Raw genomic sequence first — 13,246 nt, 5'->3', positions numbered from 1 at the left:
GAACCGCGATCTTGCGGACGGCCGGCCCGCGGGCAGCGCAGACTGCGGAAATGGGCACTCGGCGGGCGGGGCCGGTGATCGCCGCGTACGTGGCAGTGGTCACCCTTTTGAGCGCTTTCCCGGCCCTGCCGGTGGCCCGGGCCGCAGTGCTGGCCCTGACGCTGCCGGCCGGCTTGCTGCTCCCCACGGGGCCGCTGGGCGGTGTGCCGCCGCGCGTCGCCGGGATCCTGCTGGCCGCGGTGTGCGCTCTCGGCAATGCCTTTCTGGTACGGGCGGTGCGCTGGGCCCTGCGTCCCCGGCGCGCCGAGGCGGCGGTCGGACGCCGGCTCGAGCACGCCCTGACCACGTTGCGCCTGCCGGTCACCCCGATGGCCCGCAGCCGCGGCACGGTGCGGGACGGCCCGTGGCGTCTGCGCCGGGAACGCAGCCTGCTGCTGCGCGACGTGCCGATCGCGTTCCGGGAGCTGACCGGGGTCTGCCGCGGGCTCTGGACCGCCGGGGGCCTGTGGGTGCAGGAGCGGGCCGAGCCACCGGCGCTGCGGGCCTTCGACAGCGCCGGGTACGAGTTCCGGCTCGAGCCCGCGCCGGGCCCGTTCGGCGACGCGGTGCTGACGGTCTCCGCGCCGCCCCGCCGTGACCTGGGTTTCCTCACCGGTCTCGTCCTCGCCGGGGTCCCGGCCGTGTTCTTCCTGACCGGTCGGGGACTGCTGCCGGCTGCCCCGGACCCGGACCTGGTGCTGACCGTGGGCCTGGTCACGACCGGGATCGGCGCCCTGGTCGCGGGCGTGGTCGCGGTGCTGCGCCCGGCCACCCGTCATGTCGGGGCGGGGCTGCTCATGGTCGCGGCCGTCTCCGCGTACGCGATTATTTAGTCGTTCGGCCCCAAAACCGACATAGTAGTTTTTACAGTGAGGCATGGCACAGCGGTTCACGCTCGGCGAGATCCGCACGCGCACGTACAAGGATCGCGACGCCTGGTGGACGGTGTGGCTGGTCGATCCGCTGGCCGCGCGGCTGGTGTGGCTCGTGGCGCCGGTCGGGTGGCTGACGCCGAACGTGCTGACCATGGGTGCGTTCCTGCTCGGCCTGGTCTCGGCGTACTTCTTCGCGCATGGCGACTACCCGTGGCTGGTCGCCGGCGCGGTCTGGTTCCACCTGAGCTTCGTGCTCGACTGCATGGACGGCAAGATCGCCCGGCTCAAGGGCACCGGCTCGGTCTTCGGCGCCTGGCTCGACTACGTCTTCGACCGCCTGCGTGTCCTGGTCTGCGCGGTCGCCCTCATGGGCGGGCAGTACGCGCGGACCGGTGACATCCACTTCCTGTGGCTGGCGGGCCTGGTCATCTTCCTCGACATGTTCCGATACCTGAACGCCCTGCAGATGGGCAAGGTCAAGAACGACATGCGCCGCCGGCTGGAAGCGGTGCGGGCCGGGACCGACCCGCAACCCACGATGGGTACGGGCGAAGCGGCCCCGGTCGCCGACATGTACCAGGATTTCCGCGCCCGGCTCGGCCCGCTCGCCAGGCTCCGCGACCTGCTGGTCCGGCACCGCATCCGCGCGCACCTGTTCAGCGGCATCGAGTTCCAGATGTTCATCTTCATCGTCGGCCCGCTGACCGGCCACGTCGTCGCGGTGACGATCCTGTCGGCGGTCCTGATCATGGGTTTCGAGCTGCTGCTCATCTACCGGCTGTACACGGCGACCCGCAGCTACGATCGCGCCATGGCCGGGGTCACGAGTTCCGCCAACACCTGATCCGGGACCGGACATCTCCGGCACACTGGACAGGTGCATGATCATCCCCTCGAGATCGGCGAGGACGCGACGACGTTCTTCCAGCCCCGGGCCGAGGTCTTCGTGACGATGCTGTGGGTGATCGCCCTGGTGTGGCTGGTCTGCCGGGGGCTGTACCTGCTGGTCCTGCTCGCCTTCGGGATCCGCCCCACGGCCGGCGACATCGTGACCGTCGCGGAGAGCCTGCTGGTCGTACCCGTGGTCGCGTCGGGTCTGATCGTCCTGCTGGCCTGGAACCGGTTCGGCTGGCTCAAGAGCTCCATGCGGGGCCTGGAGTTCGCCGCCACCGGCCGGCGCGGCGTGCACCTGCCCTGGTCGGCGATCGCGTCGGTAGGTTTGCGTCGCTGGGGGCCGTTCACCGAGCTGGTCATCACGCCCACAGCGATGACCGAGGTCACCGAGATCCCCGGCCGTGGCCGCCGCCCCCGCGTGATGCGCCGCCGCTCGAACCCGGCGTTCCTGCTGGACGTGGGCCTGATGTCACCCGGCCCTGAGGTCCTGCTCGCCGAGCTCCACCGCCGCATCCCCTCCCGCGTCTGAATCTCCCGCGCCCGCCTTCCGCGCCCGCCTTCCGCGCCCGCCTTCCGCGCCCGCCTTCCGCGCCCGCCTTCCGCGCCCGCCTTCCGCGCCCGCCTTCCGCGCCCGCCTCCCGCGCCCGCCTCCCGGGTTCGCCTCCCGGGTTCGTTGACCGCGAACGCCGCGGCCTCTATGTTTAACGTGTTCGTTAATTAACGAGGGTGTTAAACAGTGACCTCAGACCGGCTCAGCACGATCTTCGCGGCGCTCGCCGACCCGACCCGGCGCGCGATCCTGGCCCGCCTCGCCGAGGGCGACGCCACGGTGACCCAGCTCGCCGAGCCGTTCGCGATCAGCCTCCCGGCGATCTCGCGGCACCTGAAGGTGCTCGAGCACGCCGGCCTGATCCGCCGCAGCCGCACCGCGCAGTGGCGTTCCAGCAGCCTGGAGGCCGGGCCGCTGGGCGAGGCCACCGCCTGGATGGAGGGCTACCGGCGGTTCTGGGACGACAGCTTCACCCGGCTCGACGCGCATCTGCGGCGCGTCCAGGATTCCTCGGAGGAGACAACGCCATGAGCGACACCGACCTTGTCATGACCCGCATCTTCGACGCGCCCCGCGCGGTGGTCTACCGCGCGTTCACCGACCCGGAGCAGCTGGCCCGATGGTTCGGCCCGGTCGGCTGGACCGTGCCGCCCGGCACCGTCGACCTCGTCGCCCGGCCCGGCGGCCATCAGCGGTTCACCATGGTCAACGACGCCGATCCGGCGCAGACCGTGCCGATCGACATGGCCTTCACCGAGGTCGTCGAGAACGAGCTGCTCGTCGGCACCGAGGACATGTCCGCGGTGGACGGATTCCCCGGGGACACGCTCACCGTCCGCTTCGCGTTCCACGACGAGCCGGACGGGCGGACCCGCCTGGTCCTGACCCACAGCCCCTATCCGCCGGCGTGGTCGGCCGGCGCGAACGAGGCCTGGGAAGCCTCGTTCACCAAACTCGACAAGCTGTTCTAAGCCGCGGCCACGCCCGGCCCGCCGAAGGTGACCGGGACGCCGGGGGAGTAGAGGACGCTGTCCGGCGGGCCGGTCATGGCGGGCAGGCCGGCGGCGGTGACCAGGCCGTCGTCGAGCTCCAGCAGGCCGGCCCGGAACAGCGGCCAGCGGGGGTGGTCGTTCGGCAGGTGGATCGTGCGGCCCCAGGCGCGGGTGTGCAGGCCCCAGCGCGCGGTCAGGAAGTGCTCCACGGGCGACGGCTCGATCAGCGGCTCGCCCACGCGTACCGAGAAGGAACTCGACGGCCCGGACGGGCGCCGGCGGCTCGTGTACCGCAGCACGTCGCCGTCCTTCTCCAACCGCATCCGGGACCATTTGTACGGCAGCCGGAGCAGCGCCTGCGCGGTCAGCACCGGCAGCAGCCGTTCCGCGTCCAGCGACCGGAACACGACCGCGCGCCGGCCCTGGGCGTCCACGCTGTAGAGCCGCACGTTCGTCTCGCAGAACGTGCCCAGGTAGGGCAGGCCCGGGCCGCGCAACGGTCCGAGCCCGATCATCCGGAACCCGATCAGCCCCACGTAGGTGACCCCGTCGAGGGTGTCCGGCACGGTGCCGCGGGGCAGCAGCGGCGCGACCGCCGCCGGGGGCACCGCCCAGTGCAGGAATGCCAGGTCACGCCAGCTCTGCACGAGCCACGGCCGGCGCACCGGGCGGCTCGTCTCGGGGGTCACATCCTCGGGGGTCACGTCCTCGGTGGGCACGGCGGACTCAGCGCCCGACCGGGGTCATGTCGGCGTAGCGGTCACCGGCCGGTGGCCGGATCGCCGACAACCGGGCGAGCTGCCCGGCGGTCAGGGCCACGGCGCCGGCGGCGGCGTTCTCCCGCACCCGGCTCACCCGCTTGGTGCCCGGGATCGGCGCGATGTCGTCGCCCTGGGCCAGGACCCAGGCCAGCGCGACCTGGGCCGGGGTCGCGCCGGCCTCGGTGGCCACCGCCCTGACCTCGTCGACGATGCGCAGGTTCGCGGTGAAGTTGGCACCCTGGAAGCGGGGGTTGCCCGTGCGGAAGTCGTCCTCGTCGAAGTCGTCCGGGGACGTGATCGCCCCGGTCAGGAACCCGCGGCCGAGCGGCGAGTACGGCACCAGGCCGATACCGAGCGCGCGCAGTGCCGGCAGCACCTCGGCCTCCGGGTCGCGGGTCCACAGTGAATACTCCGACTGGACCGCGGTGACCGGGTGCACGGCGTGGGCCCGGCGGATCGTCGCGGGGGCGGCCTCGGACAGGCCGATGTGGCGGATCTTGCCGGCCTGGACCAGGTCGGCCATCGCCCCGACGGTGTCCTCCACCGGCACGGTGGGGTCCATCCGGTGCTGGTAGTAGAGGTCGATGTGGTCGACGCCGAGGCGCTGGAGCGACCCCTCGACCGAGGCGCGCACGTTGTCGGGGTGGCCGTCGACGCGGCGCCCGGGGTCGCCGGAGCGATGCGACATCAGCCCGAACTTGGTGGCGAGCACGACCTCGTCGCGGCGCCCGGCGATGGCCCGGCCGACCAGCTCCTCATTGGTGAACGGGCCGTAGCGCTCGGCGGTGTCGATGAACGTCACGCCGAGGTCGAGGGCCTGGTGGATGGTGCGCACCGACTCGGCGTCGTCGGTGTTGCGGCCCGTGTAGAACGCGGACATGCCCATGCATCCGAGCCCCACACGGGAGACCTCGAGCCCGGCCAGCGACACCTTTTCCATGGCTGAAAACTACGCCCGGGCACCGCGACGCGCCCGGGCTTCGGCAGTGGCCAGAACCACATGCTGAACCGGGTTGTGCCGTGCTCCGTATCGTGGATGTAACCCCGGTCACGCAAGCCCTCGGAGGACCCGCATGCCGGTGCCGCACCGCAACAATCTCGCACTCGCAGTCCTCGTCGCCGCGGCGCTGGTCGCCCTCGGCTGTGTCGCCGCGCCGCAGCCGGAGGACCAGGCCGGCGGCCCGGCCCGGCCGGTGGCGACCACCACGAGGGCCGCGGCGCCGAAAGAACCGCTGGACCCCGACGTCGACGGCACGGACACCGTCGAGGAGTTCCGGTCCGACGTCGACGACGCGCGCTCGATCGCGGAGAAGTACTGGAAGGACCAGTTCGACAAGTCCGGCCTCGACTTCGAGCCCGTCGCCCAGCTGATCCCGTACGAGCGGGACGGCGAGGTCGGGTGCGGCGACCAGCCGCTCGGGCTCAACAACGCCGCCTACTGCTCCGCGGGTGACTTCATCGCGTACGACGCCAACTGGGCTTTCGGCGCGTTCCAGGACATCGGCGACGCGTTCATCTTCTACCTGCTGGGCCACGAGTACGCCCATGCGATCCAGCGCCGCCTCAACATCCAGAAGCAGTTCACGATCGAGCAGGAGCTGCAGGCCGACTGCATGGCGGGCGCCTACATCGGCGACATGGAGAAGGCGGAGAGCCTGCGCCTGGAGAAGGGTGACCTCGGCGAGCTGGCGGCCGGCCTCGACGCCGTCGGTGACGACCCCGGCCAGCCGTGGTTCGCCGACAACGCGCACGGCACGGCCAAGCAGCGCACCCGGGCGTTCAGCAACGGCTACAACGACTCCCTGGAGCCCTGCGACCTGACCTGAGGGGCCGGTCACACCGGGCCACGCGGGTGGCCCCGGCAGGCAAGAATGACCAGGACGGATCCGGTACGCGCGCAGGAGGCACGCCCTGACAACACGACTTCCGGCAGTACGACTTCCCGCTGCGGTGCTCTTCGACATGGACGGCACCCTGATCGACAGCGAGAAGGTGTGGGACGTGGCACTGCACGAGCTCGCGGCCCACGCCGGTGGCTCCCTGTCTCCGGGTGCCCGGATCGCGATGGTCGGCAGCAGCATGGGCCGCTCGATGCGGATCCTGCGCGACGACCTCGGCCAGCCCGATCGTGACGAGGCCGCCGACATCGCCTGGCTGGAGGGCCGCGTCGAGGAGCTGTTCGCCGACGGCCTGGTGTGGCGCCCCGGTGCGATGGAGCTGCTGCACGCCGTCCGCGCGGCCGGCGTCGCAACCGCGCTGGTCACCTCCACCGGACGCCGCCTGGTCGAGGTCGCCCTCGACACGCTCGGCCGGGAGAATTTCGACGCCGTCGTGTGCGGCGACGAGGTGTCGGCCCCCAAACCGGACCCGGCGCCCTACCGTACGGCGGCCGGTCTGCTCGGCGTCGCGATCACCGACTGCGTCGCCATCGAGGATTCCCCGACCGGCCTGGCCAGCGCCCTGGCCGCGGGCGCGGCGGTGCTGGCCGTCCCGGCCGAGCTCGAGCTGCCCCCGGCCGACGGCCTGCACCTGCGCGACACCCTCGTCGGCGTCGACCCGGCCTACCTCGGCACGCTGTTTGCCGAGGCGGTCGCGTGACGGGCCCACGATGACCGGCACCGTGGACCGGGCTCGCTGAGCGTGCGCCCCGCTGTCCCGGGACGCACGCTCCGGCCGGGTCAGTCGTGGGCGATCGCGCCCAGGATGTCGAGGCGGGCCGCCCGGATCGCCGGCAGGACGGCCGCGATCACGCCGACCACCGCCGCCAGGGCCAGGTAGGTGCCCATCCGGGTCCAGGGCAGCACGAGGTCGGTGATGCCCTCGCCCTCGAGGGCCTTGGTCACCGCGGTGCCCATGCCCGCGCCGACGACCACGCCGAGCAGCGCACCGAAGACCGAGATCACCACCGCCTCGACCGTCACCATGCGCATCGTCTGGGCCCGGCCGAGCCCGACCGCCCGGAGCAGGCCGAGTTCCCGGGTCCGTTCGAGCACCGACAGGGCGAGGGTGTTGACCACCCCGAGCACCGCGATGAGGATGGCCAGCGCCAGCAGGATCTGGATCATCGTGATGACGGTGTCGAAGCTGGCGGCCTGCTGGTCGATGAAGGCCGCCGAGTCCGTCGCCGTCACCTCGGGGCTGTCCGCCAGCAACGCCTTGACCTGGGGGAGCACCGCGGACACGGCGACACCGTCGTCGAGGCGCACGAAGCCCAGGGACGGCTGGGAGATGCCGAAGTCCCGGGCCGCGGTGGCCGGCAGCAGGATGTTGGCGGGCAGGACGTCCTCGGCGAACGTGCTCACGATCGTGTATTTGTGCGGGTCCCCGCGGGCGGCCTGGACGGTCACCACGTCACCGACCGCCCAGCCGTTCTCCGCGGCCCGGGGCACGCTGACCGTCATCTCGCCGTCCTTCAGCGGGGCCGCGGTCACCCCGAACGCGTCGGCGAGCCTCGGCAGGTCGTCCGTGGCGTCCGCCGACTGCCGCTTGCCGTCGATGACGACCTGGTCGCTCCACATGCCGGCGGCCGACCGTACCCTCGGGAGGTCCGCTGCGGCCCGCACGACGGCCGGGTCGTAAGTGGGCGGCCGCGGGCCGTTCTGGTCGCCCGAGATCGTGATCTCGGCCTTGAGGATCCGGGTGGCCTCGGCCTTGAGGCTGCTCTTGGCCGAATCCATGATCACCGTGACGCCGGTGACCAGGGCGATGCCGACCATGAGCGCGGCCGCGGTGATCGCCGTGCGGCGCGGGTTGCGGCCCGAGTTGAGCCGGCCGAGCCGGCCCGGCAGCGACCACGAGAACAGGCGGCCGAGCAGACCCACCACCGGGCGGCTGATCAGCGGCGTGAGCAGCGCGATCCCGACGAAGGACACCAGCACCCCGCCGAGGATCAGCCACAGGTCGGCGCCGCCGGCGTCGGCGAACAGGCCGGTGCCCAGGGCGGCGGCCCCGGCGGCCGTGACCGCTCCACCGGCCACACTGATGGTTCTCAGCGGCCGGTCCGGGGTGGCGACGTCCTGCATCGCCGCGACCGGCGCGATCCGCGAGGCGCGCAGCGCCGGCAGGACCGCGGCGACCACGGTGACCAGCACGCCCACCGTGAAGGAGCTGATCACGGCCGCCACCGGCACGCCGACGGGGGCCAGTTGCAGCCCGCCGCCCCCGAACGTGCCGAACAGGTCGGCCAGCAGCCAGCCGACACCCACCCCGGCGGCCAGGCCGAGAACCGCCGCGAGCAGGCCGATGACGACCGCCTCCACCAGTACGGAGGTGACGACCTGGCGGCGGGACGCGCCCAGCGCGCGCATCAGGGCCAGTTCCCGGGTGCGCTGGGCGACGATGATCGAGAACGTGTTGAGGATCAGGAAGACCCCGACGAACAGGGCGACACCGGCGAAGCCGAGCAGGATCCGGTTGAAGAAGCTCAGGCCCTGCTGCAGGCCGGCCGCGTTCTCCTCGGCCATCTGCGCGCCGGTCCGGACCACGTAGTCCGCGCCGAGTGCGGGGACGAGCGCGTCACGCAGCTGCTCGGGGGTGACGCCGTCGCCGGCCTGCACCCGCACCGAGGAGTAGACACCGGTGGCGCCGAGCATCAGCCGCTGCGCGACCGGCTCGGTGAACGCGACCTCCTGGACCCCGCCGAGGCTGTCCCGGTCGCCGCTGTACCCCCACACGCCGACGAGGGTGAACTCCTTCCTCGGCTCCAGGGTCAGCACGCCGACCCGGTCACCGACCGTGATCCCGGCCGCCTTCGCCACGGTGGCGTTGACCGCGATCTCGCCGTCCGCGGCCGGGCCCCGGCCCTCGCGCAGCTGGACCAGGTCGTCCGTACCGGTCCACACCGTGCCCATCCGCGGCGGTCCCATCGAGGTCAGGACCTTGCCGTCGCTGCCGATCACCCGGGCGCCGTCGGCCTCCACGAGACCGACCGCGGACCGTACGCCGGCAGTTGCTCTGATCTTCTCGATGGCGGCCGCGGGCAGGGGTGCGGCGACCTCCTCGCCCTCGAGCTCGTCGACGGCGATCCGGGGTTTCGCGGTGACGCCGACGTCGGTGGTCGAGTACGCGTCGGCGAAGATGGTGTCGAACGACCGGCTCAGGGTGTCGGTGACCACGAACGCCCCGGCCACGAACATGACGCCGAGCACGACGGCCAGCCCCGACAGCACGAGCCGCAGCTTTCTGGCCAGCAGGCTCTTGAGTGTGGCGCGCAGCATCAGATCATCACCGGTTCGCCGCGGGTGTCCAGCCGCTTCATGGTGTCGAGCACGGTCTCGGCGGTCGGGCCGTGCAGCTCGTCGACGATCTCCCCGTCGGCCAGGAACACGACCCGGTCGGCGTAACTCGCGGCGACCGGGTCGTGGGTGACCATGACGATGGTCTGCCCGTGCTCGCGCACACTCGAGCGCAGGAACCCCAGCACCTCGGCGCCGGAGCGCGAGTCGAGGTTGCCGGTGGGTTCGTCGGCGAACACCACGTCGGGCCGGCCCACCAGCGCCCGGGCACACGCCACCCGCTGCTGCTGACCACCGGAGAGCTGGCTGGGCCGGTGCGACAACCGGTCGCGCAGCCCGACGGTGTCGATGACCACGTCCCACCATGCCGGGTCGGGCTTGCGGCCGGCGATGTCCAGCGGCAACCGGATGTTCTCCGCCGCGCTCAGCGTGGGCAGCAGGTTGAACTGCTGGAAGATGAAACCGATCCGGTCGCGGCGCAGCCGGGTGAGAGGCTTGTCGCCGAGGCCGCTGACCTCGGTGTCGCCGATGTGCACGGTGCCGCGGTCGACCGTGTCCAGCCCGGCCAGGCAGTGCATGAGCGTGGACTTGCCGCTGCCGGACGGGCCCATGATGGCGGTGAAGCGGCCCCGCTCGAAGTCCGCGCTCACCCCGCGTAACGCGACGACCCGGGCCTCGCCCGAGCCGTAGACCTTCCAGACCTCGCTCGCCCGCGCCGCGGCCGGTCCGCCGGCATTCGTCGCTGTCACTGTCGCCCCCTGGGAAACCGTCACGCCGGGCTCGCTGCCCGGCCGGATCAGTCTTTCGCCGGGATCGGTTCCGGACGTCCGCCTGCGGGCGGAGCGCGACGCGGAGATTCCGGTGGGGGTGGCCACCCATGACAGCTCAGGGTTACCCCCTATGCCGCACCGAGGACAGGCGTTCTCGTGGTCAGTTGCCGGGGCGGATCAGGCCGGTCTCGTAGGCGAGGACGACGGCCTGGACCCGGTCGCGCAGCCGCAGCTTGGTCAGGACGTGGCCGACGTGGGTCTTGACGGTGGTCTCGCTGACGGTCAGCGCCCGGGCGATCTCGGCGTTCGAGTGGCCGCGGGCGACGTGGACGAGGACCTCGCGTTCACGGTCGGTGAGTGACTCCAGGGCCGGGGCCACGGTCGCGGCGGTCTCGGCCGCGGGCAGCAGCTCGGCGACCCGGGCGAGCAGGCGTCCCAGGATGAGCGGGGCGACGACGGCCCCGCCCGCGGCGACGGTGCGGATGGCCGCGACCAGCTCGTGCGCCGGCGCGTCCTTGCCGAGGTAACCGGCGGCACCCGCGGCGACCGCCCCCAGCACGTGTTCGTCGGCCTCGTAACCGGTCATGATCAGCACCCGGACCGGCAGGCCGGACGCGACGATGCCGCGGGTGGCGCCCAGGCCGTCCAGCCGGGGCAGCCGCAGGTCCATCACCACGACGTCGGGCAGCAGCCGCCGCGACAGGTCGACCGCCTCCACGCCGTCGCCGGCCTCACCGACCACGGCCAGGCCCTCGGCACCGGACAGCGCCATCCGCAGCCCGGACCGCAGCATCGGCTGGTCGTGGGCGAGCAGCACCCGCACCGTCCGGGTCACGACGACCGTCACCGCACCCTCCCGCGAAACCTGATCGACCTGGCGCTCACCCTAGGCGATCGGGCCGGTCCGGGGCTGCCGTGGATCCGTCAGTCGTCCACCGCCGAGGTGACCGGGATCGCGGTGAGGGGCAGGGCCGTGACGGGCCGGTCGGGGTACGGCGGGATCGTGCCGCCGAACTCGGGACAGAACTCCTTGTGGCTGCACCAGCCGCAGAGCCGGCTCGGTTTGGGACGGAAGTCCTTGTCCTGCTTGGCCCGCTCGATGGCCTGCGACAGGGCGACCAGGGTGCGCTCGAAGCGTTCCAGCTCGTCGGACTCCGGGCTGTAGTCGAGGACCTCGGCGTCCTTGAGGTAGAGCAGGCGCAGCACGCGGGGCACCACACCACGGGTGCGCCACAGCACCAGGGCATAGAACTTGAGCTGGAACAACGCCCGGCCCTCGAACGCCTCGCGGGGCGCGCCGCCGGTCTTGTAGTCGACCACCCGCAGGTCACCGGCGGGGGAGACGTCGAGCCGGTCGATGTAGCCGCGGATCAGCAGCTCGTCGTTGACCAGCGTGGAGACCAGGGTCTCCCGCTCGGCCGGCTCCAGCCGGCGCGGGTCCTCCACCGCGAAGTAGCCGTCGAGCAGGCCGGTCGCGCTGGTCAGGAACGTCTCCAGCGACACGACCTCCTCGGTCGCCGCCCCGGCCTCGAACAGCACGGACAACGCCGGCTCCTCGGCCGCGAGGCGCTCCCACTGCGGCGCCACCAGCGAGGCCGCGGCCTCGGGGGTGCGGTCGGCGGCCGGCAGGTCGAACAGGCGCTCCAGCACGGCGTGCACCAGCGTGCCGCGGACCTGGTCGCGGGTGGGCTGCTCGGGGAGCCGGTCGATGGTCCGGAAGCGGAACAGCAGCGGACAGGTCTTGAAATCCGCCGCCCGCGACGGGGACAGCGACGGCCCGGCGACCCCCGGCAGGGGCGACCCAGCGCTCTCCGGGGGGAGCACTGGGGACGATGGGGACGTAACCGCTTCTGCCGTCATGCCGGTAAGGCTAGGACAGCGGTACGACAAAAACCCCTCTCAGGGTCGGTCCGTAGCATCGACGCCGTGGACGACGACGCCCCGCAGCAACCGCCCGCCCGGCGAGCCGGCCGGTCGATGGGCCGGGTGCTGGGCATCCCGCTGTTCGCCAGCCCCTCGATGGTGCTGCTCGCGCTGCTGGTCACGGTCGTCTACGGCGGTTATGCCGAGACCCAGCTGGGCCTGGCCACCCCCTTCGCGTACGCGGTCGGCCTCGGTTTCGTGGTCTGCCTGCTCGGCTCGGTGCTGCTGCACGAGCTCGGCCACGCGCTGACCGCCCGGCACTTCGGTATCGGTGTGCGCGGGATCACCCTGGAACTGCTCGGCGGCTTCACGGAGATGGACCGCGACTCGCCGACACCGCGGGTCGACGCGCTCGTGTCGCTCGCCGGGCCGGCCGTGTCGTTCGTGCTGGGCGCGCTCGCCACCGGGGCCGCGTTCGCGCTGCCGGAACGCACCGTGGCCGGGGAGATCGCGTTCCAGCTCGCCGCGAGCAACGTCATCGTGGCGGTGTTCAACGTGTTGCCGGGGCTGCCGCTGGACGGCGGGCGCGCGCTGCGGGCAGGGCTCTGGGCGCTGTTGAAGGACCGTAACCGGGCCACCGAGGCCGCCGCGTGGGCCGGGCGGGGGATCGCGCTGCTCACCGCGTTCGCCGTGATCACGCTGTACCGCCTCGAGGTGATCACCCTGTTCGGGGTGGTCTTCATCCTGCTGGTGACGTTCACGCTGTGGCAGGGTGCCGGGCAGTCGATCCGGCTCGCTCGGATGACCCGCCGGTTCCCCCTGGTCGACCTGGCCCGGCTGGCGCGCCCGCTGGTGTCCGTACCCTCCGGCACGCCGCTCGCGGAGGCACAACGCCGCGCCGGGGAATCCGGGATCGAGCGCGGTGGTCTGGCCGTGGCGGACGCCGGCGGGCGGGTGGTCGCGGTCGTCGACGACGCCGCGGCGGCGTCCGTGCCTGCCGAGCGGCGACCCTGGGTGGCGGTCGACACCGTCGCCCGCGACCTCGCCCGGCTGCCGGTGCTGGCCGTCGATCTGACCGGCGAGCAGGTGGTCAAGGCCGTCCAGGCCCACCCGGGTGCACAGTACGCGGTGACGGCAGGCGAGGATGTCGTCGGCGTGCTGCACGTCGCCGACCTGGCCGAGGTGCTGGAGCCGCGCCGCCGTGGACGCCCTGCCGGCACCGGATGACACATCGAGAGAGGGGCCGGCACCAGGTGATACACCGAGAG

The 13,246-nt window shown here is 72.4% G+C and carries 14 protein-coding genes; 8 read left to right on the top strand and 6 right to left on the bottom strand.

The window, feature by feature from the left end:
- Positions 1 to 50 precede the first annotated feature (50 nt).
- The 5 genes from ACIA6A_RS25060 (at position 51) to ACIA6A_RS25040 (ending at position 3,329) form a co-directional block, all read left to right on the top strand.
- Positions 51 to 872, top strand: coding sequence for a hypothetical protein (locus tag ACIA6A_RS25060; protein ID WP_396100273.1), 822 nt, complete (start codon positions 51 to 53; stop codon positions 870 to 872).
- Positions 873 to 915: 43 nt separating this feature from the next.
- Positions 916 to 1,758 carry a CDP-alcohol phosphatidyltransferase family protein gene (locus ACIA6A_RS25055; RefSeq protein ID WP_396100272.1) on the top strand — a complete coding sequence of 281 codons (843 nt, stop codon included), beginning with the start codon at positions 916 to 918 and terminating at the stop codon, positions 1,756 to 1,758.
- Between the two features lie 33 nt (positions 1,759 to 1,791).
- Positions 1,792 to 2,337, top strand: coding sequence for a hypothetical protein (locus ACIA6A_RS25050; protein WP_396100271.1), 546 nt, complete (start codon positions 1,792 to 1,794; stop codon positions 2,335 to 2,337).
- A 207-nt stretch (positions 2,338 to 2,544) separates the two neighbouring features.
- Positions 2,545 to 2,889: an ArsR/SmtB family transcription factor gene (locus tag ACIA6A_RS25045; protein WP_396100270.1), complete on the top strand. Its 345-nt coding sequence runs from the start codon at positions 2,545 to 2,547 to the stop codon at positions 2,887 to 2,889.
- Entirely contained in the window at positions 2,886 to 3,329 is a 444-nt protein-coding gene (locus ACIA6A_RS25040; protein ID WP_396100269.1) for an SRPBCC domain-containing protein, read from the top strand. The genes ACIA6A_RS25045 and ACIA6A_RS25040 overlap by 4 nt, the downstream gene beginning before the upstream one ends.
- On the opposite strand, the gene ACIA6A_RS25035 is transcribed toward ACIA6A_RS25040, so the two are convergent.
- Positions 3,326 to 4,069 carry a YqjF family protein gene (locus ACIA6A_RS25035; protein ID WP_396100268.1) on the bottom strand — a complete coding sequence of 248 codons (744 nt, stop codon included), beginning with the start codon at positions 4,067 to 4,069 and terminating at the stop codon, positions 3,326 to 3,328. The genes ACIA6A_RS25040 and ACIA6A_RS25035 overlap by 4 nt on opposite strands.
- A 7-nt stretch (positions 4,070 to 4,076) precedes the next feature.
- A complete protein-coding gene (locus ACIA6A_RS25030) occupies positions 4,077 to 5,051 on the bottom strand; it encodes an aldo/keto reductase (RefSeq protein ID WP_396100267.1) in 975 nt (324 codons plus the stop codon).
- A gap of 133 nt (positions 5,052 to 5,184) precedes the next feature.
- Between ACIA6A_RS25030 and ACIA6A_RS25025 the strand changes: the two genes are divergently transcribed.
- Both ACIA6A_RS25025 and ACIA6A_RS25020 read left to right on the top strand, forming a co-directional pair.
- A complete protein-coding gene (locus tag ACIA6A_RS25025; protein ID WP_396100266.1) occupies positions 5,185 to 5,937 on the top strand; it encodes a neutral zinc metallopeptidase in 753 nt (250 codons plus the stop codon).
- Between the two features lie 124 nt (positions 5,938 to 6,061).
- Positions 6,062 to 6,709 carry an HAD family hydrolase gene (locus ACIA6A_RS25020; RefSeq protein ID WP_396100265.1) on the top strand — a complete coding sequence of 216 codons (648 nt, stop codon included), beginning with the start codon at positions 6,062 to 6,064 and terminating at the stop codon, positions 6,707 to 6,709.
- A gap of 80 nt (positions 6,710 to 6,789) precedes the next feature.
- Here the strand turns inward: ACIA6A_RS25020 and ACIA6A_RS25015 are convergent, their stop codons facing one another.
- The 4 genes from ACIA6A_RS25015 to ACIA6A_RS25000 all read right to left on the bottom strand — a co-directional run bounded on the left by ACIA6A_RS25015 (position 6,790) and on the right by ACIA6A_RS25000 (position 11,975).
- Complete coding sequence (locus ACIA6A_RS25015) at positions 6,790 to 9,327, bottom strand: ABC transporter permease (RefSeq protein WP_396100264.1); 2,538 nt, start codon at positions 9,325 to 9,327, stop codon at positions 6,790 to 6,792.
- A complete protein-coding gene (locus ACIA6A_RS25010; protein ID WP_396100263.1) occupies positions 9,327 to 10,094 on the bottom strand; it encodes an ABC transporter ATP-binding protein in 768 nt (255 codons plus the stop codon). The genes ACIA6A_RS25015 and ACIA6A_RS25010 overlap by 1 nt, the downstream gene beginning before the upstream one ends.
- 181 nt (positions 10,095 to 10,275) lie before the next feature.
- Entirely contained in the window at positions 10,276 to 10,962 is a 687-nt protein-coding gene (locus tag ACIA6A_RS25005) for a response regulator (protein ID WP_396100262.1), read from the bottom strand.
- 77 nt (positions 10,963 to 11,039) lie between these two features.
- Positions 11,040 to 11,975, bottom strand: a complete 936-nt coding sequence (locus tag ACIA6A_RS25000; RefSeq protein WP_396100261.1) for a RecB family exonuclease — start codon at positions 11,973 to 11,975, stop codon at positions 11,040 to 11,042.
- Positions 11,976 to 12,092: 117 nt separating this feature from the next.
- Between ACIA6A_RS25000 and ACIA6A_RS24995 the strand changes: the two genes are divergently transcribed.
- Positions 12,093 to 13,205 (top strand): site-2 protease family protein, encoded by a 1,113-nt coding sequence (locus ACIA6A_RS24995; RefSeq protein WP_396100359.1) that lies wholly within the window; start codon positions 12,093 to 12,095, stop codon positions 13,203 to 13,205.
- The last annotated feature ends 41 nt before the right edge of the window (positions 13,206 to 13,246 follow it).

Origin of the sequence: Actinoplanes sp. NPDC051494 (assembly GCF_044454705.1) — a bacterium.
In the GTDB taxonomy this organism is placed as follows: Bacteria; Actinomycetota; Actinomycetes; order Mycobacteriales; family Micromonosporaceae; genus Actinoplanes.
Note: the sequence above shows the minus strand (reverse complement) of the source record. Positions and strands in the feature narration are given on the sequence as shown.